Below are 20,315 nucleotides of genomic sequence, written 5' to 3'. Positions count from 1 at the left end.
TGCAAGTACCGCATCCAGATGACGAATTGCATGGGGTTCTCACGAGGTGGCGCGCGTTGCCCAGCCCGATTACCGGTCGGTACCGTCCGGCGGAGTGACGAGTACAACCGAGCGCCCGGCCACGGGTCGCGCCGTGCGGGCGACCATGGCGGTCGCCTGCCTGGTCGTCTTCACCGCGCAGATGGCGACGACGATCTACCTCCCGTCCCTCCCGATGATCGAGCGCGACTTCGCGGTGTCGCGCGGTTTCGCGGCGCTCTCGGTCTCGCTGTTCGTCGTCGGCGCGGCGGCGCCGGTGGTGCTCTGGGGGCGTGCGGCCGACCGGCTCGGAAGGCGTGCCGCGATGCTCGGCGCGGTCGGCCTGTTCGTCGTCGCCAGCGCGGTCCTCATCGTGAACACCTCGCCGGCGTGGCTACTCGTTCTCCGGTCCCTGCAAGGAATCGGTGCCGGAGGTGCGGCCATCATCGCCCGCATCGCCGTCCGGGACCTCGGCGACGGCGACGCGCTCGCCAAACGGCTTTCGGTGCTGTCCATCGCGTTCGTCACCGCGCTCGGCGGCGGGCAGTTCGTCGGCGGGCTGATCGGCGAGTGGCGGGGCGGGTTCGTCGTGCTGACGGCGGCGGGTGTGCTCTGCGTCATCGGCACGTTCACGATTCCGCTCGGCCGGGGCCGTGAGGAGAAGACGGGCATGCTCCGGATCTACCTCCGGATCCTCACCGTCCCGGCGTTCCTGCGGCCGACGATCGCGGCGGGGCTCGGCTTCGCGACGATCGTGCTCCTCCAGGAGGTCGCGCCGTTCGTCTTCCAGCGGCACTTCGGGCTGAGCGTGGACCAGTACGGCAGCCTCGGCCTCCTGTTCGGGTTGGCCTACTTCGGCGGCGCGTTGCTGGTCAACCGGCTGGCGGGCCGCAAGGGTTCGCCGTGGCTGATGCGGGCGGGCGCGCTGGTCATGACCGGCGCCGGTGCGCTGACGATCGCCTTGTGGTTGGTGCCCGCGATCCCGCTCACGGCCGCGCTCGTGACGTTCATCGCGTTGTACTGCGGGATCACCTTCGGCCAGGCCGCGCTCTTCCCGAGCAGCATGGCCGTCGCGGTGAGCGAGGTCCCCGGACAGGGCGCCTACGCCGTCGCGCTGTGCGGGTTCGTCGCGCAGTCCATCGCGGGCGTCGCGGCCACTTTCGCCGCGCTGCTCCACGAAAACGTCGTGTGGGCGAGTGTCGCCACCGGGCTGTCCCTCGGGGCCTTCCTCCTGGTCCGGGTGACCACGAGGGAATGAGATGATGGCGGGCGCCGTTGTAAACCTTTCGGCCCCTGTCCCACCTCTCGAAAGCAGGCTGCTTTGTCCGTGTCCCCGGACCGGGAACTCGACGCGCTCGAGCAGGACGTCGCGCTCGAGCAGGAGTACGTCACCACCCTTTACCGCAAGCTCGACGTCGAACGCGCCGAGGCGCAGCGCAGGCTCGACCAGACGCTGCGCCAGACCGGCGGCACCCCGCAGGCGCGCACCGAACGCGACGTCGCCACGACGCTGTACACCGACAGGCTGGCCCAGCTGAGCTCCGTCGAGCAGGGCCTGTGCTTCGGCCGCCTCGACTTCCTCCCCGAGCACGCGGAGGAGACCACCTACATCGGGCGGCTCGGGCTCTTCGACGAGGACGACGGCTACCGTCCGCTGCTCGTCGACTGGCGCGCGCCGGTCGCGCGGCCGTTCTATCTGGCGACCGCCGCTTCACCCGAAGGTGTCCGCCGGAGGCGGCACATCCGGTCGCTGAGCCGGAAGGTCGTCGGCGTCGACGACGAGATCCTCGACCTCTCCGCCGCGGACCAGGGGCAGGACCTCGGTCTCGCGGGGGAGGCGGCGTTGCTTGCCGCGCTCGAACGCCGTCGCACCGGTGAGATGAGCGACATCGTCGCCACCATCCAGGCCGAGCAGGACCGCATCATCCGCGCGACGCCCAACGGCGTGCTCGTGGTCCAGGGCGGGCCCGGCACCGGCAAGACCGCGGTCGCGCTGCACCGCGCCGCGTACCTGCTCTACACGCACCGGCAGCAGCTCACCACGCGCGGCGTGCTCGTGGTCGGGCCGAACAGCACGTTCCTGCGCTACATCGGGCAGGTCCTGCCGTCGCTCGGCGAGACCGGCGTGCTGCTGGCGACGATCGGGCAGCTGTATCCGGGTCTGGACGCCACCGGCCCGGTCACGCGTGAGGCCGCCGAGGTCAAGGGCCGGGCGGTGATGGCCGACGTGCTGGCCAACGCCGTCCGCGACCGTCAGCGGGTGCCGCAACCGGTGCTGGAGATCGAGTTCGAGCGCGAGATCCTCATGCTCGACCGCAAGACCTGCACCGAGGCACGGACGCGGGCCCGCCGCTCGCGCCGTCCGCACAACCTCGCCCGCCGGATCTTCGTCTCGGACCTCCTCGACGCGCTGACCCGTCAGGCCGCCCGGAAACTGGGGGAGGACCTGCTCGACGCGCGGGACGTCCAGGACATCCGGGCCGAGGTCGCCGCCGACAAGAACGTGGCCGCCGCGATCGACGGCCTGTGGCCGACGCTCACCCCCGAGATCGTGCTCGACGAGCTGTTCGCCGACCGCGAACGGTTGCGCGTCGCGGCCGGGAAAGCCTTGTCCGAAACCGATCGTGAGCATCTCTACAGCCCGACGGACACGCCGTGGAGCCCGGCCGACGTCCCGCTGCTCGACGAACTCGCCGAGCTGCTCGGTGAGGACGACACCGACGCCCGCGCCGAGCGCGCCCGCCGCGAGCGGGAAGACCGCGCCTACGCGGAAGGCGTGCTCGACATCCTCGAACAGGACGAGGAGATCATCGACGAGGAGCTGCTGCGCGTGGGTGACGTCCTCGACGCCGAACTGTTCGCCGAACGTCAGCAGCGCCGCAGCGAGATGACCGCGGCGCAACGAGCCGCGCAGGACCGGACCTGGACCTTCGGGCACGTGATCGTCGACGAGGCGCAGGAGCTGACCGCGATGGACTGGCGGCTGCTGATGCGCCGCTCGCCGAACCGGTCGATGACGCTGGTCGGTGACGTCGCCCAGACCGGCGCATCCGGCGGCGCGCGGTCTTGGGGCGAGGTGCTCTCGCCCTACGTCGCCGATCGCTGGCGGCTCGAAGAGCTGACGGTGAACTACCGGACGCCGGCGGAGATCATGGCCGTCGCGTCCCGCGTGCTCGCCGACGTCAACCCGGAGCTTGAAGCGCCGATTTCGGTGCGGGAAACGGGTTTCGAGCCTTGGCTGCGTTCCGTGGAGCCGTCGGAGCTCGGCACCGAACTGCCGGGGATCGTCGACGCCGAACTGTCCGCTGTGGACGGTGGGACGGTCGCCGTGCTGTGCCCGGCCTCCCGGGTCGGTCCCGTCTCCGGGACGCTCGGCGAGGCGGGGGACCGGGTGTCGGTGATGGCGGTGGACCGCGCGAAGGGCCTGGAGTTCGACTCCGTGGTGCTGATCGCGCCGGACGAGGTCGTCGCCGAGTCGCCGCGCGGCCTCAACGATCTTTATGTGGCCCTGACCAGGGCGACCCGTCGGATGGGCGTAGTGCAGACCGGTGACCTTGTTCCGGCGCTGGAGGGTCTTGGCTAAGGTCGGCCGCATGCGCACATTCGGCAAGATCGTGGTCATCGGCGCGGGCGTCCTCGCCCTGGCGGCCTGTGGCGAGAAATCGAACACCGCAGGTTCCGCCCAGTCGTCCTCCGGCGCGGCCCCCGCGTCGGCGTCGTCTTCGGCTCCGGCCACCCCGAAGGGCAAGGAATGCACAGCGGAGGACGTCAAGACCACCGGGAAATTCGGGGAGGCGCCGACCATCACCATCCCGGACGACTGCGACCCGCCGAAGAAGCTCATCACCAAGGACCTCGAGCCCGGCACCGGTGAGGGCGCCAAGTCGGGTCAGCGGTTGAAGATGAACTACTCGCTGGTCACCTGGTCCAACAAACAGAAGCTGGACAGCTCGTTCGACCGGGGCGAGCCGTTCGACCTGACGCTCGGCGCCGGCGACGTCATCAAGGGCTGGGACCAGGGCCTCGATGGGATCAAGCAGGGAGCGCGGCGCCTGCTGATCATCCCGCCGGACCTCGGCTACGGCAAGGGCGGCAACGGCATCGCGCCGAACGAGACCCTGGTCTTCGTCACCGACGCGGTGAGTGTCCCGGCCGACAAGGGCTGATGGGGACTTCCGACGGCCGCGTCCACCGCGGACGGGTTCGTTCCTGGCTGGTGGACGATGGCTGGGGAGTCGTGGAGTCGGCCGACTTCGCCGACCCGATCTGGGTCCATTACTCGATGGTGACCGGTGTCGGTCCCGGCGAGTTCCGGCAGCTTCACGTGGGCGACGAGGTCGAGCTGACCGTCGAGCACGCGGAACAGGACGAATTCCGGCTGCGGGGGATCTGGGTGCGCTCAGCCGGCTGAAGTCCGCCCAAGGTGTGAAGGACGGGTTTCCCCGGCTGAGCCGAGGGAAGGATGCCTTCACGCGCCACTGTTGTGACTGCTGGTGCCTGTGGGGCAAACGTGGCGATCATCGAGTCCGTGAAGGCCTCCTTGAGGGACCCAGAGTCCCTCAAGGAGGCCTTCACGGAACCGACACGCGTCTCTGGAGGGACGACACGCGAACCGGCGCTCGCGGACCGGCAGGGCCTACCTCAGATACGGCGTTCTGCTCAGCCGGCGTACTCCCAGGTGAGCAGGGTGACCTCGACGCCCTTCTCGACCTCGGCCTTGGGCGGCAAGTCGGCGGGGACGTAACCGGCGCGGCGGGCGACGGCCTCGCTCGCCGCGTTCTGCGAGTCGATCCGCAGCCGAAGCGGGCTGAGCCCGAGCTGCAGCGCGTACGCGGTGAGCACTCGGAGAGACCGCGCCGCGAGGTCTCGGCCGCGGTGGGCGCGTCCGACCATGTAGCCGAGTTCGACCGGGTCCGACGGTTCTCCCGGCAGCATCAGCACCACCTCGCCGAGCGGCTCACCCCCGTCGGCCGTGATGGCGAACCGGAGTCCCTTGCCTTCCGCGCGGCGGGTGACGCACTTCGCGTAGTGGGCCTTCGCCGCCACTTCGTCGAACGGTGAGGCCAAGGGGGTGAAGCGCGCGACGGCGGGGTCGTCGAACAACTCGGGCATCCCCGCGACGTCGTCTTCGGTCCACTCCCGCAGGACGAGCCCCTCGCCTTCGAGCCGGACCTCCTCCGGCCAGAGCACCGTCACGGGATCAGCAGGAGCTTGCCGGTGGTGCGGCGCCCCTGGAGGTCTTCGTGCGCCTGACGGGCGTCTCCCAACGGGTAGCGGCCGCCGATCCGGATGTTCAGCGAGCCGTCCTGAACGGCGGCGAACAGTTCGTTCACCCGCCACTCCAGTTCCTCACGGGTGAGCACGTAATGCGCGGAGGTCGGACGGGTCAGGTACACCGAGCCGCTGCGGTTGAGCAGTTGCGGGTCGATCGGCGGCACCGGGCCACTGGCCGCGCCGTAGAGGGCGAGCAGGCCGCGGATCTTCAGGCTCGCCAGGCTGCCGTCCACAGTGGACTTTCCGACGCCGTCGTAGACCACCTCGACGCCCTTGCCGCCGGTGAGGTCTCGGGTGGCCTTCGCGAAGTCGACCTGGTCGTAGCGGATGACGTCGTCGGCGCCCGCCTGCTTGGCGAGTTCGGCCTTCTCTTCGGTGGAGACGGTGCCGATCACGCGGGCGCCGCGCGCCTTGGCCAGCTGGACGAGCAGCAGGCCCATCCCGCCCGCGGCGGCGTGGACCAGCACGTCGTCACCGGCCTTGACCTCGTAGGTCGAGGCGATCAGCGCGTGCGCGGTGATGCCCTGGAGCATGGTGGCGGCGGCGGTCTCCTCGGTCACGCCGTCGGGGATCTTCACCGCGATCGTGGCGGGGAGCAGACGGCGCTGGGCGTAGCTGCCGAGCGAACCCTGCCAGGCGACCCGGTCGCCGACGGCGAAACCGGTGACGTCCGCGCCGACCGCGGCCACCGTGCCCGCGCCCTCCATGCCCAGGACGAACGGCGTGTCGACCGGGTAGATGCCCTCGCGGTGATAAGTGTCGATGTAGTTGACGCCCGCCGCAGCGACGTCCACGAGCAGTTCCCCGGCTCCGGGATCGCCGACCTCGACTTCCGACAGCTCAAGGACTTCGGGACCGCCGGTTCGCCGGATCTGCACTGCCGTGGGCATACATCCTCCTCGTTCAAGGTCGTTCCGACCGGGACAACTATGGCCGACGCCACGGTTATTCCGCGTCGCGGGCTTTTCGCGGTTAAGCTCTGGCCGTGGCTGAGACCGAAGAGAAGACCGAGACCGCCGCCCCCACGTCGCGCCAGGTCGCGGCCGCCCGTGACTTCGTGAAGCGGCACGGGAAGCCGTCACGCGCGGTGGTGGAGAACATCGGCCGGATCGGCGCCAGGGTCGTGCTCGTGGGCGCCGACGGCGCGCTCGGCGACGTCGTCGTCGCCTCCGTGGAGGCAGGCGAGGCGCTGGTCGAGGCCGTCGAGGACCTCGAGCCCGCCGAATGGGACAGCGAGACCGTGAAGGCCACGAAGATCGGCCCCGAGCACCGCCGCCGGATGGCGGGGAAGTGAGCGGATCCGCGATCTTCGTCGCCTGCTCCGCCCTGCCGGAGGGCGACGGCGACGAGCACGCCGTACCCGAGGCGCTGGCCGACCTCGGTTTCAAGACCCGCTGGGCCGCCTGGGACGACACGACCGTCGACTTCGGCGCGGCGGACATCGTCGTGCTGCGCGCCACCTGGGATTACGCCGAGCGCCGCGACGAGTTCCTGTCCTGGACCGAATCCGTCCCCACGCTGGCCAACGCGGCCGAAGTCGTGCGGTGGAACACCGACAAGTCCTATCTGGCCGAACTGGGTGACGCCGGGGTCGCGGTCGTGCCCACGACCTTGATCGCGCCGGACGACCCGGCCCCGCGCTGGCCCAAGGGCGAGTTCGTGCTGAAGCCCGCCGTCGGTGCCGGCTCGCGAGGAGCCGGCCGGTTCACGGCGGGCGACGCGGCCGCCGCTCATCTCGCCGGACTGCAAGCCGACGGGAACACCACGCTGCTCCAGCCATATCAGTCCAGTGTGGACAGTGAAGGCGAGATCGCGCTGGTGTACTTCGGTGGCGTGTACTCGCACGCGTTCTCGAAGGCCGCGATGCTGGGCCGGGAGCTCGACGAATCCGGCCTCTACGTGACGGAAAAGCTCGCGCCCGTGCAGCCGGCGGCCGCGTTCCGCGCGTTGGCCGAGGACGCGCTCGACGCGACGGCGGCGCTGCTGGGCATCCTGCGGGCGGAACTGCTCTATGCCCGCGTCGACCTCGTCGCCGGGCCGGACGGCAGGCCGCTGCTGCTGGAACTGGAGCTCGTCGAGCCTTCGCTCGGGTTCCGGCAGACCGAGGCCGCCGCCGCTTGGCGCTTCGCGTCGGCTGTCCGCCAGCAACTCGCCTGACCCGCGTCACCAAGTGAGATGAAGGGGCCTTTCATTGCAAATTTTGCAATGAAAGGCCCCTTCATTGCAGCTGTCGCCCAGGGCAACTACCGCAAGTAGGTGACTAATTGCGAAGAGGGCGTCAGGCGGGTTTGGCGAGTTTGGCGGCCAACCGCTCGGGCTTCGGCCACCGCACATCGCGCGCCCAGCCGAACTTCTCGAACAGCCAGATCACCCGCGCCGACACGTCGACCTGCCCGCGCAGGACACCGTGCCGCGCGCAGGTGGGGTCGGCGTGGTGGGAGTTGTGCCACGACTCGCCCATGGACAGGATCGCCAGCGGCCAGAAGTTCGCCGCCTTGTCGCGGCTCGCGAACGGGCGCTCGCCGACCATGTGGCAGATCGAGTTCACCGACCAGGTGACGTGGTGCAGGAACGCGATCCGGACCAGCCCGGCCCAGAAGAACCCGGTCACCACACCCCACCACGACCAGCTGATCAGCCCGCCGAGCACCGCGGGCAGCAGCAGGCTCAGCGTGATCCACAGCCAGAAGTAGCGGTTGACCACGCGAAGGTCCTTGTCGGCCACCAGGTCCGGCGCGAAACGGTCGTAGTTGGTCACTTCACGGCTGAACATCCAGCCCATATGCGCGTGCCAGAAGCCGCGCAGCAGCGCCGACGGCGACGTCCCGAACAGCCAGGGGGAGTGCGGGTCGCCTTCGCGGTCGGCGAAGGCGTGGTGGCGACGGTGGCTGGCCACCCAGAAGATGACCGACCCCTGCACCGCGAAACTCCCGGCGATGGCGAGCGCGATCCGGAGCGGCCGTCCGGCCTTGAAGGCGCCGTGGGTGAAGTAGCGGTGGTATCCGACGGTCACCCCGAGCGTCCCGACGGTGTAGAACACGGCCGCCAGCGCGAGATCGACCCAGGTCATCCCCCAGCCCCACACGATCGGCACCGCGGCGAGCAACGCGATGAACGGGACCAGCAGGAAGGTCTTGAGGATCAGCATCTCCCCGGAGCCTCGCCGGTGGGAGATCAGCGGTTTGGACGGACTGGCCGGTGCGTCCGGCTCGGTGCTGGCGGTCATACGACACCTCGTGCCTCGACTCGGTGGTGAACCCCCGTGCGGGGCACCGAAACGCAGCGTAAGGGCAGCGTCTGGCGAGCACGCCGCCCGGGGGTTACGTCCGGTTTGCCAGGGGGTCAGTTCGAAGTGGCGAGTTCCCGGTCAGCGGCGTGGGAAACCGGCGCCGGACCGCGATCACGTGAGCCGCACCACAGTGCCGCCGTCGAGATGATCACCAGTGCGGAGCCGAGGACGTGGAATGACACCAGCGCCTCCGGCACGCCGAGGCCGTACTGCACCGAGCCCACGACGCCCTGGAGGACCGCGACGACCCACACGATGGTGTACCGCTTCCACAACTGCTTCGGCGTCTCGCCCCGCATCAGCTGGAGCCCGAAGACGGCCAGCACGATCAGGTAGACCACCAGCAGCCCGCCGTGGATCTGGGTGAGCGTCTCGATCGGGGCCTGGAGCCGGTGGGTGCCGGGGTCGCCGCCGTGCGGGCCGGCCCCGGTCACGGTGGTTCCCGCCACCAGGACGGCCCACATCGACGCGGCGAGCGCGATCAGTGTCTTGCGGCCCGCGTCCGGGATCAGCCAGCGGGCGGGCTCGTCACCCTCCTTGAACGCGCGCAGCAGCAGCACCGCGAGCCAGACCAGGGGAGTGGAGGCCAGGAAGTGGAGCGCGACGGTCCACCATTCGAGTTTGGCGAGCACGGTGATCCCGCCGACGACGGCCTGCAGCATCACGCCGGCGGGCATCGTCCAGGCCAGCTTCACCAGACGGCGGCGGCTCGGGTGTTCGATCTGCACGCGCCACGCGGTGATCACGCACAGCGCGGCGACCAGGATGACGACGCCGGTCAGCATCCGGTTGCTGAATTCGATCCACTGGGTGAGCGCGTCGAACTCGGGGTGCGCGACCGGCACGATGCTGCCTTCGACGCACTGCGGCCAGGTGGGGCAGCCGAGGCCCGAACCCGTCACGCGGACGACCGAGCCGGTGACGCCGATTCCGGCCTGGGCGATCACCGCCGCTATCGCGACCCCTCGCTGGACCGCGAACGAGGGATACGGCAGACGCGCTACAAGGCTCTGGAACGGCACCGTCCGATGCTAGAACGCCCTTCCTGAGAGCGTTCCACCGGCCACACGCGGTGTGTCGGCCGCCTCAGGTCAGCTTCGTGGTCTTGCTCGCCAGCGCACCCGCGACGACGCCCCAGCCGACGAGCACCGCGAACGGGCCGCAGCCGAACGAGCCGTCCAGCAGCACCGACCGCAGTCCTTCGGCGAGCGCGCCCGAGGGCAGCAGTTCGACGATCCACGCGACGCCGGACGGCATCGTCGACGGCGCCAGCAGGATGCCGCCCGCGAGCAGCAGCACGAACCAGACGATGTTCGCCAGCGCCAGCACGGCCTCCGCACGCAGCGCCCCGCCGAGCAGCAGGCCCAGCGCGCCGAACGCGAGCGTGCCGACGAGCAGGAACGGGATCGCGCCGAGGAGCCCGCCCAGTGACGGAGACCAGCCCAGCAGCGCGGCCACGGCACCGAGGATCACCGCCTGCAGCGCGACCACGACCAGCGCGGCGGCCACCCGACCGGCGATGAGCAGCCAGCGGGGCAACGCCGTGGCGGAAAGCCGTTTGAGGACGCCGTAGCGCCGGTCGAAGCCGAGTGCGATGGCCTGTCCGGTGAACGCGGACGACATCACCGCGAGCGCCAGGATCCTCGGCGTGATCCAGTCCACTTTGGACGCCGAACCGAGCTGCGACGACGGCAGGATGTCCAGCAGCGACAAGCCGATCAGCAGCGCGAGCGGAATGAGCAGGGTCAGCAGGATCTGCTCGCCGTGGCGCAGGGTCAGGCTCGCCTCGACCTTCGCGTGCGTGCGCAGCATCTTGCCGAGCGAACCGCGGCCGGGGGCCGGGGTGAACGTGCCCGCGGCGAACCGCGGCGTTGGCGTGGTGGTCATGCGCGCAGTTCCCGTCCGGTCAGCTCCAGGAAGACCTCTTCCAGCGTGCGCCTGCCGACCTGCAGTTCCTCCGGCATGACGCCCTGCTGGGCGCACCACGCCGTCACCGTCGACACCACCTGCGGGTCGATCGCGCCTTCGACGAGATACGCCCCCGGCGCCGACTCGTGCACGAGATGCCCCTCGGGCAGCGCCGCGGTCAGCAGCGCGGTGTCGAGCCGCGTTCGTGCCTTGAAACGCAACTGCGCCGTCTCACCGGCCTCGACGGTCAGCGACTGCGGAGTGCCTTCGACGACGACCTTGCCGTGGTCCACGATCACCACGGTGTCGGCCAGCGTTTCGGCCTCCTCCATCAGATGCGTGGTGAGCAGCACGCTGACGCCGTCGGCGCGCAGTGCGCCGAGCAGATCCCAGACCAGGCGGCGGGCCTGCGGGTCCATGCCCGCCGTCGGCTCGTCGAGGAAGAGCAGTTCCGGGCGGCCGACGAGCGCGCAGGCGAGCGAGAGCCGTTGCTGCTGCCCGCCGGAGAGCCGTTTGAACGGCGTCTTCCTCGCTCCCGAAAGGCCGAGGACATCCAGCAGCCAGGCGGGTTCGAGCGGGTTCGCCGCACACGCGGCGACCAGTCCGAGCATCTCGTCGGCGCGGACGCCGGGATACGCGCCGCCGCCTTGGGGCATCACGCCGATCCGCGGCCGCAGCGCGGATCCGTCGTGCGAAGGATTGAATCCCAGCACGCGGACTTCGCCTTCGTCAGGCCGCAGGAAGCCTTCGCAGATCTCGACGGTGGTGGTCTTGCCGGCCCCGTTCGGGCCGAGCAGCGCGAGCAGCGTGCCACGTTCCATCCGCAGGTCGAGTCCATCGACCGCGGTGGTGGATCCGTAGCGTTTCACCAGCCCGGTGATCTCGACGGCGGGGGTGTTCACGACAGGTCACGATACGGCCTCACGCCGGGACCGAATGCTCCGGGACCGGTCTGGACAGCAGCAGTGGTGAGAGGCGGTGGACGATGAACAGCCCCAGCAACGTGACGACCCCGGCGGCGGCCCACGCGAACGGCAGGACGAAGCCGCGGCCTTCGAAGGTGCTTCCCGTCGTCGGCAGCAGGAACGGCAGGACGGCGGTGACGATCGTCGCCGCGATGCGGAACCGCGAGGTCCCGGCCGCCGCGGCGAGCGGGATGATGGCCCACAGCAGGTACCAGGGCTGGAGCGCGACGTGCAGCACCATCACCGCGCCCAGCGAGACACCGAGGCCGATGATCGGCCGGTAGCGCCATTTGAAGCTGTCCCAAAGGAACTTGACCGTCACAGCGCCCGCGACGAGATAGCCGAGCGCGCCGAGGATCGGCACCATCGCGTTGGTGTGGTTGCCGAGGCCGAGCGCGATGCCGAGGACGCCGCCGAGCGCGGCGAGTTCCGACGTCGGCGAGATCCAGGAGCGGACCAGGCCCGGCGTCCCGAGCGCGCCGACCCAGCCGAAACCGAGGCCGGTGCCGTAGCAGACCGCCACCAGCACCACCCCGAACAGCAGCGCCATCGGCACCGCGGCGGTGACCAGGTCCTTGATCCGGCCGTGCCAGCGTCTGGCCACCATCACGGTGAAGAACGGCAGCGCCAGGATCGCGTTGATCTTCACCGCGACGCCGAGGGTGATGATCGCCACCCCGAGCGCGATGTAGAGCAGTTCGCCCTTGGCCAGTGGGGGAGGCGCGTCGTGCTTGAACCGCACCGGCATCCGCTGGAGCCCGACCTCCAGCCCGGCCACCATGAGCCCGATCGCCAGCGCGTCGTTGTGGGCGCCCGCGACGAAGTGGAAGATCAGCAGCGGGTTCGCCGCGCCGAGCCACAGCGCGGTCGCGGGCTGCACGCCGAACCGCCGGGCCAGCCGGGGCAGCGCCCAGATGATCAGGATGACGCCGATGAGCGCGAGCCCGCGCTGCAACAGCACCCCGGTGACGATGTTGCCGCTGCTCAGCGGGGCGAGCCAGCCGCCGAGGCGCAGCAACAGCGGGCCATAGGGCGCCGGGGTCTCGCGCCACATGTTGGAGACGCCGGAGGTCAGCGGGTCCGAGACGCCGAGCGCCTCGGCCGGGCCGAGGGAGTACGGGTCCATCCCGCGGGCGACGATCTCGCTCTGCGCGAGATAGCTGTAGACGTCTCGGGAGAACAGTGGCGGGATGAACAGCAGCGGCGCGCACCAGAGCGCGATGGTGCGGGCGAGCTGGCCCTGGGTGGCGAGGCGGCGGCGCGCGGGCTGCGCGAACCGGCCGAGCAGCAGCCAGCTGAGCACGATGATCGCCATCCCCGCCAGGCCCATCGCGAGCGAGACCATCGGGATGCGGGTGAACAGCCGCAGGACCGGGATCTCCTGCACCGGGTTGATCACCGGCGCGGCGCCCGCGCCGAGCGAGCCGAGCGCGAGGAACAGGGAACCGACCGCGCCGAACCGGCGGACCACGTTCAGGCCGCGCAGTTCCTTGTCGTCCAGGGGTTCCGGGTCGTGCGGGCGCCCGGGGACGAGCGTCGCCACCGACCCTGCCGACCCCACGGCCTGGTCTTCCGGCTCCGTCCGGTCCGTGTCCCGCTGTGCCGGGTGATCGCCCACTGCCACTCGGGAAGGGTAGCGATGCCGGGAACAGACCGAGCGGGTACGTGGTTACCCCTGGAAGATCATCGGGCAACGTGACCCACGCCACTCCGTGAGGCACCCCTCTTTGCCGTCTCCCCGGAAATACGTCACACTTGTGTTGTGAAAAAGACGGGGACGCGGAACGAGGCCGGTGGCGACATGCCCCGCGCCGAGGTCCAGCCTGTCCCCGTGCAGATCGGCCCCGAGGGCCGGACCAGGCACGAAGTGGCCCGCTTGCTGCTGGAACAGGGTCCGATGACCGCCGTCGTCGTGGCCGAGCAGCTGGGGATCAGCGCCGCCGCCGTCCGCCGTCATCTCGACGCCCTGCTCGCCGACGGCGAGGCCGAAACCCGGGACGCGCCCCGCCGCGGCCCCCGCGGACGTGGCCGTCCCGCCAAGAACTTCCTGCTGACCGAAGCCGGCCGAGCCCGGTTCGGGCACGCCTACGACGACCTCGCGTCCTCGGCTATCCGCTTCCTCGCCGAGCACGCCGGGGAAGACGCGGTGAAGGCCTTCGCGGAGGCTCGGGTCGCCTCGCTCGTCGGCCCGCATCAGGACGCGATCACCCAGCACGCGGACCCCGCCGCTCGCGCCGAGGCCCTCGCTGCGGCGTTGACCAGGGAGGGTTACGCTGCGTCGACCCGTCAGGTCGGTGTCGGTGAACAGCTCTGCCAGCACCATTGCCCGGTCGCCCACGTCGCCGCCGAGTTCCCTCAGTTGTGCGAAGCCGAGACAGAGGCTTTCGCGGAACTTCTGGGTACCCACGTCCAGCGACTGGCGACCATCGCACGCGGTGACAACGCGTGCACCACACACGTACCCGTCGTTTCGGCGGGTCACCCGGCCACACCCGGGCCGGGAAGCACGGCGCCCTCTCCTGGGCGCACAGCACGGATCCCGAATGGAGGGAAACCCGCATGACTGCCGCTGCCGAGCAGCGCACTCCCACCACCGCGCCCATGAGCCAGGAAGAGACCATCGAGTCCCTTGGCAAGTACGCGTTCGGCTGGGCGGACTCCGACGAGGCGGGCTCAACGGCCCGTCGAGGACTGAACGAGGACGTCGTCACCGACATCTCCTCGAAGAAGTCCGAGCCGGAGTGGATGCGCGAAGCACGACTGAAGGCGCTCAAGCTCTTCGACTTGAAGCCGATGCCCAACTGGGGTGCGGACCTCTCCGGGATCGACTTCGACAACATCAAGTACTTCGTGCGGTCCAGTGAGAAGCAGGCCACTTCCTGGGAAGACCTGCCCGAGGACATCAAGAACACGTACGACCGGCTCGGCATCCCCGAGGCGGAGAAGCAGCGCCTCGTCGCCGGTGTCGCCGCGCAGTACGAGTCCGAGGTCGTCTACCACTCGATCCGTGAGGATCTGGAGGCGCAGGGCGTCCTGTTCCTGGACACCGACACCGCGCTCAAGGAGCACCCGGAGATCTTCAAGGAGTACTTCGGCTCCGTGATCCCGGCCGGGGACAACAAGTTCTCCGCGCTGAACACCGCGGTGTGGTCGGGCGGTTCGTTCATCTACGTGCCCAAGGGCGTCAAGGTGGACATCCCGCTGCAGGCCTACTTCCGGATCAACACCGAGAACATGGGTCAGTTCGAGCGGACCCTGATCATCGTCGACGAAGACGCCTACGTGCACTACGTCGAGGGTTGCACCGCGCCGATCTACCAGTCCGACTCGCTGCACTCGGCGGTCGTGGAGATCATCGTGAAGAAGGGCGCCCGCTGCCGTTACACGACCATCCAGAACTGGTCGAACAACGTCTACAACCTGGTCACCAAGCGCGCCAAGTGCGAAGAGGGCGCGACCATGGAGTGGATCGACGGCAACATCGGTTCCAAGGTCACGATGAAGTACCCGTCCGTGTTCCTCATGGGCGAGCACGCCAAGGGCGAGGTCCTCTCGGTCGCGTTCGCGGGCGAAGGCCAGCACCAGGACGCCGGCGCGAAGATGGAGCACCTGGCGCCGCACACCTCCTCGACCATCGTGTCGAAGTCGGTGGCGCGCGGCGGTGGCCGCACCTCGTACCGCGGCCTGGTCAAGGTCGCGAAGCGGGCGCACCACTCGCGCTCCAGCGTGGTCTGTGACGCGCTGCTCGTCGACACGATCTCGCGGTCGGACACGTATCCGTACGTCGACATCCGCAACGACGAGGTCTCCATGGGCCACGAGGCGACCGTCTCGAAGGTCAGCGAAGACCAGATGTTCTACCTCATGTCGCGCGGTCTCGACGAGGCCGAGGCCATGGCGATGATCGTGCGCGGGTTCGTCGAGCCCATCGCGCGTGAGCTGCCGATGGAGTACGCGCTCGAGCTGAACCGCCTGATCGAGCTTCAGATGGAAGGGTCCGTCGGCTAGTCATGTCGGTTACCGAGAACAACGTTTCCGAAGCGATGCGCGAAGGGGTCGTCATCCCGGCGACCTCTCGCGCGGAGCGCTTCACCTCCTACGACGTCGAGGCCTTCGAGGTCCCCGGCGGCCGTGAGGAGAACTGGCGTTTCACTCCGATGAAGCGGCTGCGCGGCCTGCACGACGGGTCCGCCGCCGCTTCGGGTTCGGCCACTGTGGACGCCGACGCCGCGCCCGAACTGAAGATCGAGCAGGTCGGCCGGGACGACGAGCGCCTCGGCGCCGCGGGTGTCCCGAGCGACCGGATCGCCGCGCAGGCGTACTCCTCGTTCACCGAGGCCACCGTCATCACGGTGCCCAAGGAGACGAAGACGTCGAAGCCGTCGACGGTGAAGATCACCGGCCCCGGCGAGGGCAAGGTCGCCTACGGGCACGTGCAGGTGCGCGCCGAGCAGTTCTCCGAGGCCGTCATCGTCCTCGACCACGTCGGCTCCGGCACCTACGCCGACAATGTCGAGTTCGTCATCGGCGATTCGGCGAACGTCACCGTGGTCAGCGTCCAGGACTGGGCCGACGACGCGGTGCACGTCTCCGAGCAGCACCTCAAGCTCGGCCGCGACGCCACGCTCAAGCACATCGTCATCACCCTTGGTGGTGACCTCGTCCGCGTCTCGCCGACGGCGACGTTCGCCGACAAGGGCGGCGACGTCGAGATGCTCGGCCTGTACTTCGCGGACGAAGGACAGCACCAGGAGCACCGTCTCTTCGTCGACCACGCGGTGCCGAACTGCAAGTCGCGCGTGATGTACAAGGGCGCGCTGCAGGGCGACGGCGCGCACACCGTGTGGGTCGGCGACGTGCTGATCCGGGCGGCCGCCGAGGCCACCGACACCTACGAGCTCAACCGCAACCTGGTGCTGACGCCGGGCGCGCGGGCGGACTCGATCCCGAACCTGGAGATCGAGACCGGCGAGATCGAAGGCGCCGGCCACGCGAGCGCCACGGGAAGGTTCGACGACGAGCAGTTGTTCTACCTCCAGTCGCGCGGAATCGGCGAAGACGCCGCGCGCCGCCTGGTCGTACGCGGGTTCTTCCACGAGATCCTGGTCAAGATCGGTGTTCCCGAGGTGCGCGAGCGTCTCGAGGCCGCGATCGAAGCCGAGCTCGAAGCCGTGGGCGTCTAAGCCCTCGTCCGTCCACATCAGACTTTTAGGAAAGAAATGCCTACGCTGGAAATCAAGGATCTGCACGCCTCGGTCACGACCGAGGAGGGCCCCAAGGAGATCCTCAAGGGCGTCAACCTGACCATCAAGTCGGGCGAGACCCACGCGATCATGGGCCCCAACGGTTCGGGCAAGTCCACGCTGTCCTACGCCATCGCCGGTCACCCCAAGTACGAAGTCACCTCCGGGCAGGTCCTGCTCGACGGTGAGGACGTGCTGGAGATGAGCGTCGACGAGCGCGCCCGCGCGGGCCTGTTCCTCGCCATGCAGTACCCGGTCGAGGTTCCGGGCGTGTCCATGTCCAACTTCCTCCGCACCGCGGCCACCGCGGTCCGTGGCGAGGCCCCCAAGCTTCGTCACTGGGTCAAGGAGGTCAAGGAGGAGATGGGCAAGCTGGAGATCTCGTCCGAGTTCGCCGAGCGTTCGGTGAACGAGGGCTTCTCCGGCGGCGAGAAGAAGCGCCACGAGATCCTGCAGCTGGCGCTGCTCAAGCCGAAGATCGCCATCCTCGACGAGACCGACTCCGGCCTCGACGTCGACGCGCTGCGCGTCGTGTCCGAGGGCGTCAACGAGTTCAAGGCCAGCAACGACGCCGGCGTCATGCTGATCACGCACTACACGCGGATCCTGCGGCACATCACGCCCGACTTCGTGCACGTCTTCGCCGGCGGGAAGATCGTCGAGTCCGGCGGCCGTGAACTCGCGGACGAGCTGGAGGAGAACGGGTACGTCAAGTACACCGGCTCCGCCGAGACCGCCGCCGTCTGATCACTGAACTTCACGACTACACCGAGAGGAGTTGGCCCGATGACCACCACCACGGCTAACTCTCCTGATGGACCCTCCGCTGAGGCAAGTACGTCGGGTCGTGCCGCACCGCTGGACGTAGCGGCCATCAGGGCCGACTTCCCGATCCTGACCCGCACGGTGCGGGACGGGAAACCCTTGGTGTATCTGGATTCCGGTGCGACGTCCCAGAAACCGATGCAGGTGCTCGAAGCCGAGCGCCGGTTCCTGGAGACCTCGAACGCCGCGGTGCACCGCGGCGCGCACCAGCTCGCCGAGGAGGCGACCGACGCCTACGAGTCCGCCCGCGTGCGGATCGCGGAGTTCGTCGGCGCCTCCCCGCACGAGCTGGTGTTCACCAAGAACGCCACCGAGGGCATCAACCTCGTCGCCTACGCGATGAGCAATGCCGCCACGGCCGGTCCCGGGGCCGAGCGGTTCAAGATCGGTCCCGGCGACGAGATCGTCATCACCGAGATGGAGCACCACGCGAACCTGGTGCCGTGGCAGCAGCTCTGCCAGCGCACCGGCGCGACGCTGAAGTGGTTTTCCGTCACCGAGGACGGCCGCCTCGATCTGTCCAATGTGGACGAGCTGATCACCGAGCGGACCAAGGTGCTGGCGTTCACGCACCAGTCCAACGTGCTCGGCACGATCAACCCCGTCGAGTTCCTGGTGAAGAAGGCCCGCAAGGTCGGCGCGCTGGTCGTACTGGACGCCTGCCAGTCGGTGCCCCACTTCCCGGTGGACTTCCACGCCCTGGACGTCGACTTCGCCGCTTTCGCCGGGCACAAGATGGTCGGCCCGTACGGCATCGGTGTCCTTTATGGACGCCGTGAACTGCTCGAAGCGATGCCGCCGTTCCTGACCGGCGGCTCGATGATCGAGCTGGTCCGCATGGAGCAGACCACCTTCGCCGCGCCGCCGCAGCGGTTCGAGGCGGGCACCCCGATGACGTCGCAGGCCGTCGGCCTCGGCGCGGCCGCGGACTACCTGTCGGCGATCGGCATGGAGCGGGTCGCCGCGCACGAACACCTCCTCACCGAGGCGGCACTGGCCGGGCTCGGCGAGATCCCGGGCGTGCGGATCATCGGCCCCACCGACATGACCGACCGCGGCGGACTGGTGTCGTTCGTCATCGACGGCGTCCACCCGCACGACTCGGGCCAGGTGCTGGACAGCCTCGGCATCGCCGTCCGCGTCGGGCACCACTGCGCGTGGCCGCTGCACCGGGCCTGCTCGGTGCCCGCGACCGTGCGCGCGTCGTTCTACGTCTACAACACACTGTCCGAAGTGGACGCGCTGGTGAACGGTGTGCGTGAGGCGCAGAAGTTCTTCGGGGTGGCGTGAGATGAACCTCGAGAGCATGTACCAGGAGATCATCCTGGACCACTACAAGAACCCGCACGGCCGCGGTCTGCGCGAGCCGTTCGACGCCGAATCGTTCCAGGTCAACCCGACCTGCGGCGACGAGGTGACGCTGCGGGTGAAGGTCGACGACGGGAAGGTCGCCGACGTCTCCTACGAGGGACAGGGCTGTTCGATCAGCCAGGCTTCCACTTCGGTCTTGACGGATCTCGTCGTCGGGCACACCGTGGAGGAGGCGTTCACCACCATGGACGCCTTCGTCGAGCTGATGCAGGGCAAAGGGCAGATCGAACCGGACGAGGAAGTGCTGGAGGACGGCATCGCCTTCGCCGGCGTCGCCAAGTACCCGGCCCGCGTGAAATGCGCCCTGCTCGGGTGGATGGCGTTCAAGGACGCCGTCACCCGCACGACCAACGGAGTTGAGACGGCATGACCGAACAGCAGACCGAAACCCGCGAGGGGCGCACGGCCGCCGACCTCGACGCCGAGACCACCGCCGCCCCGGACAGCGCCGACGTGGCGAAGGTCGAGGACGTCGAAGAGGCGATGCGTGACGTCGTCGACCCCGAACTCGGCATCAACGTCGTCGACCTCGGGCTGGTCTACGGCATCCATGTCGAGGCGGACAACACCGCCACCATCGACATGACCCTGACCTCGGCGGCCTGCCCGCTGACCGACGTCATCGAGGACCAGACCGGGGCCGCCCTCGTCGGCGGCGGAACCGGACTGGTCAAGGACTTCCGGATCAACTGGGTCTGGATGCCGCCGTGGGGCCCGGAGAAGATCACCGACGACGGCCGCGAACAGCTGCGTGCCCTAGGCTTCACCGTCTGACCGCTCTTTCGCGCGCTATGAAAGGTCCTTTCCTTGCAAATTTTGCAAGGAAAGGACCTTTCATAGCATGAGGGGCGCGACCGGAGCGTATAACGGCCTATACCGCGTCCCTCGCGCGAGTAGCAATTCGTGCGTTCGGTGCGCCCAATGTGGCATTGGGGACGCTGACCGTCCCCAATGCCACATTGGACGCATCCCCCAGCCCAGGGGAGCCGCGTGCCGCAATAGGCTGCCGGGATGATCGTCCGGTCCATCGCGCTTTTCGCGCTCGCCGCCCTGCTGGAGATCGGCGGCGCCTGGCTGATCTGGCAAGGGGTGCGGGAGCACCGCGGCTACCTTTGGATCGGTGCGGGCGTCGTCGCGCTCGGCCTCTACGGTTTCGTCGCGACCTTGCAGCCCGACGCGAACTTCGGCCGCATCCTCGCCGCATACGGCGGAGTTTTCGTCGCGGGTTCGCTGGCGTGGGGGATGGTCGCCGACGGCTACCGGCCGGATCGCTACGACGTCATCGGCGCCTTGATCTGTCTGGCCGGGGTCGGCGTAATCATGTACGCGCCCCGGGGTTGAGCGGAAATCCCTGGCGCTAGTCTGCGCTGTGACCGAAACGGACTTCCCCGCTCCGCCCGCGGACAGACCCGAGCCGAAGCG

21 protein-coding genes are annotated in these 20,315 nt (G+C 69.1%); 14 read left to right on the top strand and 7 right to left on the bottom strand.

Annotated features, from left to right (window positions below):
- Window positions 1-94: 94 nt before the first annotated feature.
- The 4 genes from ACIHAO_RS24000 to ACIHAO_RS23985 all read left to right on the top strand — a co-directional run bounded on the left by ACIHAO_RS24000 (window position 95) and on the right by ACIHAO_RS23985 (window position 4,429).
- Window positions 95-1,276 (top strand): MFS transporter, encoded by a 1,182-nt coding sequence (locus tag ACIHAO_RS24000; protein WP_396561248.1) that lies wholly within the window; start codon window positions 95-97, stop codon window positions 1,274-1,276.
- A 69-nt stretch (window positions 1,277-1,345) separates the two neighbouring features.
- Complete coding sequence (locus ACIHAO_RS23995) at window positions 1,346-3,601, top strand: HelD family protein (RefSeq protein WP_396561279.1); 2,256 nt, start codon at window positions 1,346-1,348, stop codon at window positions 3,599-3,601.
- Window positions 3,602-3,611: 10 nt separating this feature from the next.
- Window positions 3,612-4,184 (top strand): FKBP-type peptidyl-prolyl cis-trans isomerase, encoded by a 573-nt coding sequence (locus ACIHAO_RS23990; RefSeq protein ID WP_396561246.1) that lies wholly within the window; start codon window positions 3,612-3,614, stop codon window positions 4,182-4,184.
- On the top strand, window positions 4,184-4,429 hold the full coding sequence (locus ACIHAO_RS23985) for a cold shock domain-containing protein (RefSeq protein ID WP_396561244.1): 246 nt from the start codon (window positions 4,184-4,186) through the stop codon (window positions 4,427-4,429). The genes ACIHAO_RS23990 and ACIHAO_RS23985 overlap by 1 nt, the downstream gene beginning before the upstream one ends.
- Window positions 4,430-4,677: 248 nt before the next feature.
- On the opposite strand, the gene ACIHAO_RS23980 is transcribed toward ACIHAO_RS23985, so the two are convergent.
- Entirely contained in the window at window positions 4,678-5,214 is a 537-nt protein-coding gene (locus ACIHAO_RS23980) for a GNAT family N-acetyltransferase (protein WP_396561242.1), read from the bottom strand.
- Window positions 5,211-6,182, bottom strand: a complete 972-nt coding sequence (locus tag ACIHAO_RS23975) for a quinone oxidoreductase family protein (RefSeq protein ID WP_396561240.1) — start codon at window positions 6,180-6,182, stop codon at window positions 5,211-5,213. Before ACIHAO_RS23975 ends, ACIHAO_RS23980 begins: the two co-directional genes overlap by 4 nt.
- A gap of 95 nt (window positions 6,183-6,277) precedes the next feature.
- Between ACIHAO_RS23975 and ACIHAO_RS23970 the strand changes: the two genes are divergently transcribed.
- Both ACIHAO_RS23970 and ACIHAO_RS23965 read left to right on the top strand, forming a co-directional pair.
- The gene (locus tag ACIHAO_RS23970; protein ID WP_125783724.1) at window positions 6,278-6,586 is read left to right on the top strand and encodes a hypothetical protein; all 309 of its coding nucleotides are present in this window, start codon (window positions 6,278-6,280) and stop codon (window positions 6,584-6,586) included.
- Complete coding sequence (locus ACIHAO_RS23965) at window positions 6,583-7,449, top strand: RimK family alpha-L-glutamate ligase (RefSeq protein WP_396561238.1); 867 nt, start codon at window positions 6,583-6,585, stop codon at window positions 7,447-7,449. Before ACIHAO_RS23970 ends, ACIHAO_RS23965 begins: the two co-directional genes overlap by 4 nt.
- A gap of 121 nt (window positions 7,450-7,570) precedes the next feature.
- Here ACIHAO_RS23965 and ACIHAO_RS23960 read toward each other — a convergent pair whose 3' ends face one another.
- From ACIHAO_RS23960 to mptB, 5 genes are all read right to left on the bottom strand, one after another.
- Complete coding sequence (locus ACIHAO_RS23960) at window positions 7,571-8,518, bottom strand: acyl-CoA desaturase (protein WP_396561236.1); 948 nt, start codon at window positions 8,516-8,518, stop codon at window positions 7,571-7,573.
- 116 nt (window positions 8,519-8,634) lie between these two features.
- Window positions 8,635-9,603: a heme A synthase gene (locus ACIHAO_RS23955; RefSeq protein WP_396561234.1), complete on the bottom strand. Its 969-nt coding sequence runs from the start codon at window positions 9,601-9,603 to the stop codon at window positions 8,635-8,637.
- 64 nt (window positions 9,604-9,667) lie between these two features.
- On the bottom strand, window positions 9,668-10,468 hold the full coding sequence (locus ACIHAO_RS23950; RefSeq protein ID WP_396561232.1) for an ABC transporter permease: 801 nt from the start codon (window positions 10,466-10,468) through the stop codon (window positions 9,668-9,670).
- Window positions 10,465-11,391: an ABC transporter ATP-binding protein gene (locus tag ACIHAO_RS23945; protein ID WP_396561230.1), complete on the bottom strand. Its 927-nt coding sequence runs from the start codon at window positions 11,389-11,391 to the stop codon at window positions 10,465-10,467. The genes ACIHAO_RS23950 and ACIHAO_RS23945 overlap by 4 nt, the downstream gene beginning before the upstream one ends.
- Before the next feature lie 19 nt (window positions 11,392-11,410).
- Window positions 11,411-12,997, bottom strand: coding sequence for a polyprenol phosphomannose-dependent alpha 1,6 mannosyltransferase MptB (mptB, locus tag ACIHAO_RS23940; RefSeq protein ID WP_396561277.1), 1,587 nt, complete (start codon window positions 12,995-12,997; stop codon window positions 11,411-11,413).
- 258 nt (window positions 12,998-13,255) lie between these two features.
- On the opposite strand from mptB, the gene ACIHAO_RS23935 reads away from it, so the two are divergent.
- The 8 genes from ACIHAO_RS23935 to ACIHAO_RS23900 all read left to right on the top strand — a co-directional run bounded on the left by ACIHAO_RS23935 (window position 13,256) and on the right by ACIHAO_RS23900 (window position 20,234).
- Entirely contained in the window at window positions 13,256-14,017 is a 762-nt protein-coding gene (locus ACIHAO_RS23935; RefSeq protein WP_396561275.1) for a helix-turn-helix transcriptional regulator, read from the top strand.
- Window positions 14,014-15,462, top strand: coding sequence for a Fe-S cluster assembly protein SufB (gene sufB / locus ACIHAO_RS23930; protein WP_125783736.1), 1,449 nt, complete (start codon window positions 14,014-14,016; stop codon window positions 15,460-15,462). Before ACIHAO_RS23935 ends, sufB begins: the two co-directional genes overlap by 4 nt.
- A gap of 2 nt (window positions 15,463-15,464) precedes the next feature.
- Window positions 15,465-16,637: a Fe-S cluster assembly protein SufD gene (sufD, locus tag ACIHAO_RS23925; protein WP_125783739.1), complete on the top strand. Its 1,173-nt coding sequence runs from the start codon at window positions 15,465-15,467 to the stop codon at window positions 16,635-16,637.
- Between the two features lie 36 nt (window positions 16,638-16,673).
- Window positions 16,674-17,444 carry a Fe-S cluster assembly ATPase SufC gene (gene sufC, locus ACIHAO_RS23920; RefSeq protein WP_396561227.1) on the top strand — a complete coding sequence of 257 codons (771 nt, stop codon included), beginning with the start codon at window positions 16,674-16,676 and terminating at the stop codon, window positions 17,442-17,444.
- A gap of 39 nt (window positions 17,445-17,483) precedes the next feature.
- The gene (locus ACIHAO_RS23915) at window positions 17,484-18,812 is read left to right on the top strand and encodes a cysteine desulfurase (RefSeq protein WP_396561225.1); all 1,329 of its coding nucleotides are present in this window, start codon (window positions 17,484-17,486) and stop codon (window positions 18,810-18,812) included.
- Between the two features lies 1 nt (window position 18,813).
- Window positions 18,814-19,263 (top strand): Fe-S cluster assembly sulfur transfer protein SufU, encoded by a 450-nt coding sequence (sufU, locus tag ACIHAO_RS23910; RefSeq protein ID WP_125783745.1) that lies wholly within the window; start codon window positions 18,814-18,816, stop codon window positions 19,261-19,263.
- Window positions 19,260-19,667, top strand: coding sequence for a metal-sulfur cluster assembly factor (locus ACIHAO_RS23905; protein ID WP_125783747.1), 408 nt, complete (start codon window positions 19,260-19,262; stop codon window positions 19,665-19,667). The genes sufU and ACIHAO_RS23905 overlap by 4 nt, the downstream gene beginning before the upstream one ends.
- Before the next feature lie 237 nt (window positions 19,668-19,904).
- The gene (locus ACIHAO_RS23900) at window positions 19,905-20,234 is read left to right on the top strand and encodes a YnfA family protein (protein WP_125687586.1); all 330 of its coding nucleotides are present in this window, start codon (window positions 19,905-19,907) and stop codon (window positions 20,232-20,234) included.
- The last annotated feature ends 81 nt before the right edge of the window (window positions 20,235-20,315 follow it).

Source organism: Amycolatopsis sp. NPDC052450, from assembly GCF_044547565.1.
Classification (GTDB): Bacteria; Actinomycetota; Actinomycetes; order Mycobacteriales; family Pseudonocardiaceae; genus Amycolatopsis.
Note: the sequence above shows the minus strand (reverse complement) of the source record. Positions and strands in the feature narration are given on the sequence as shown.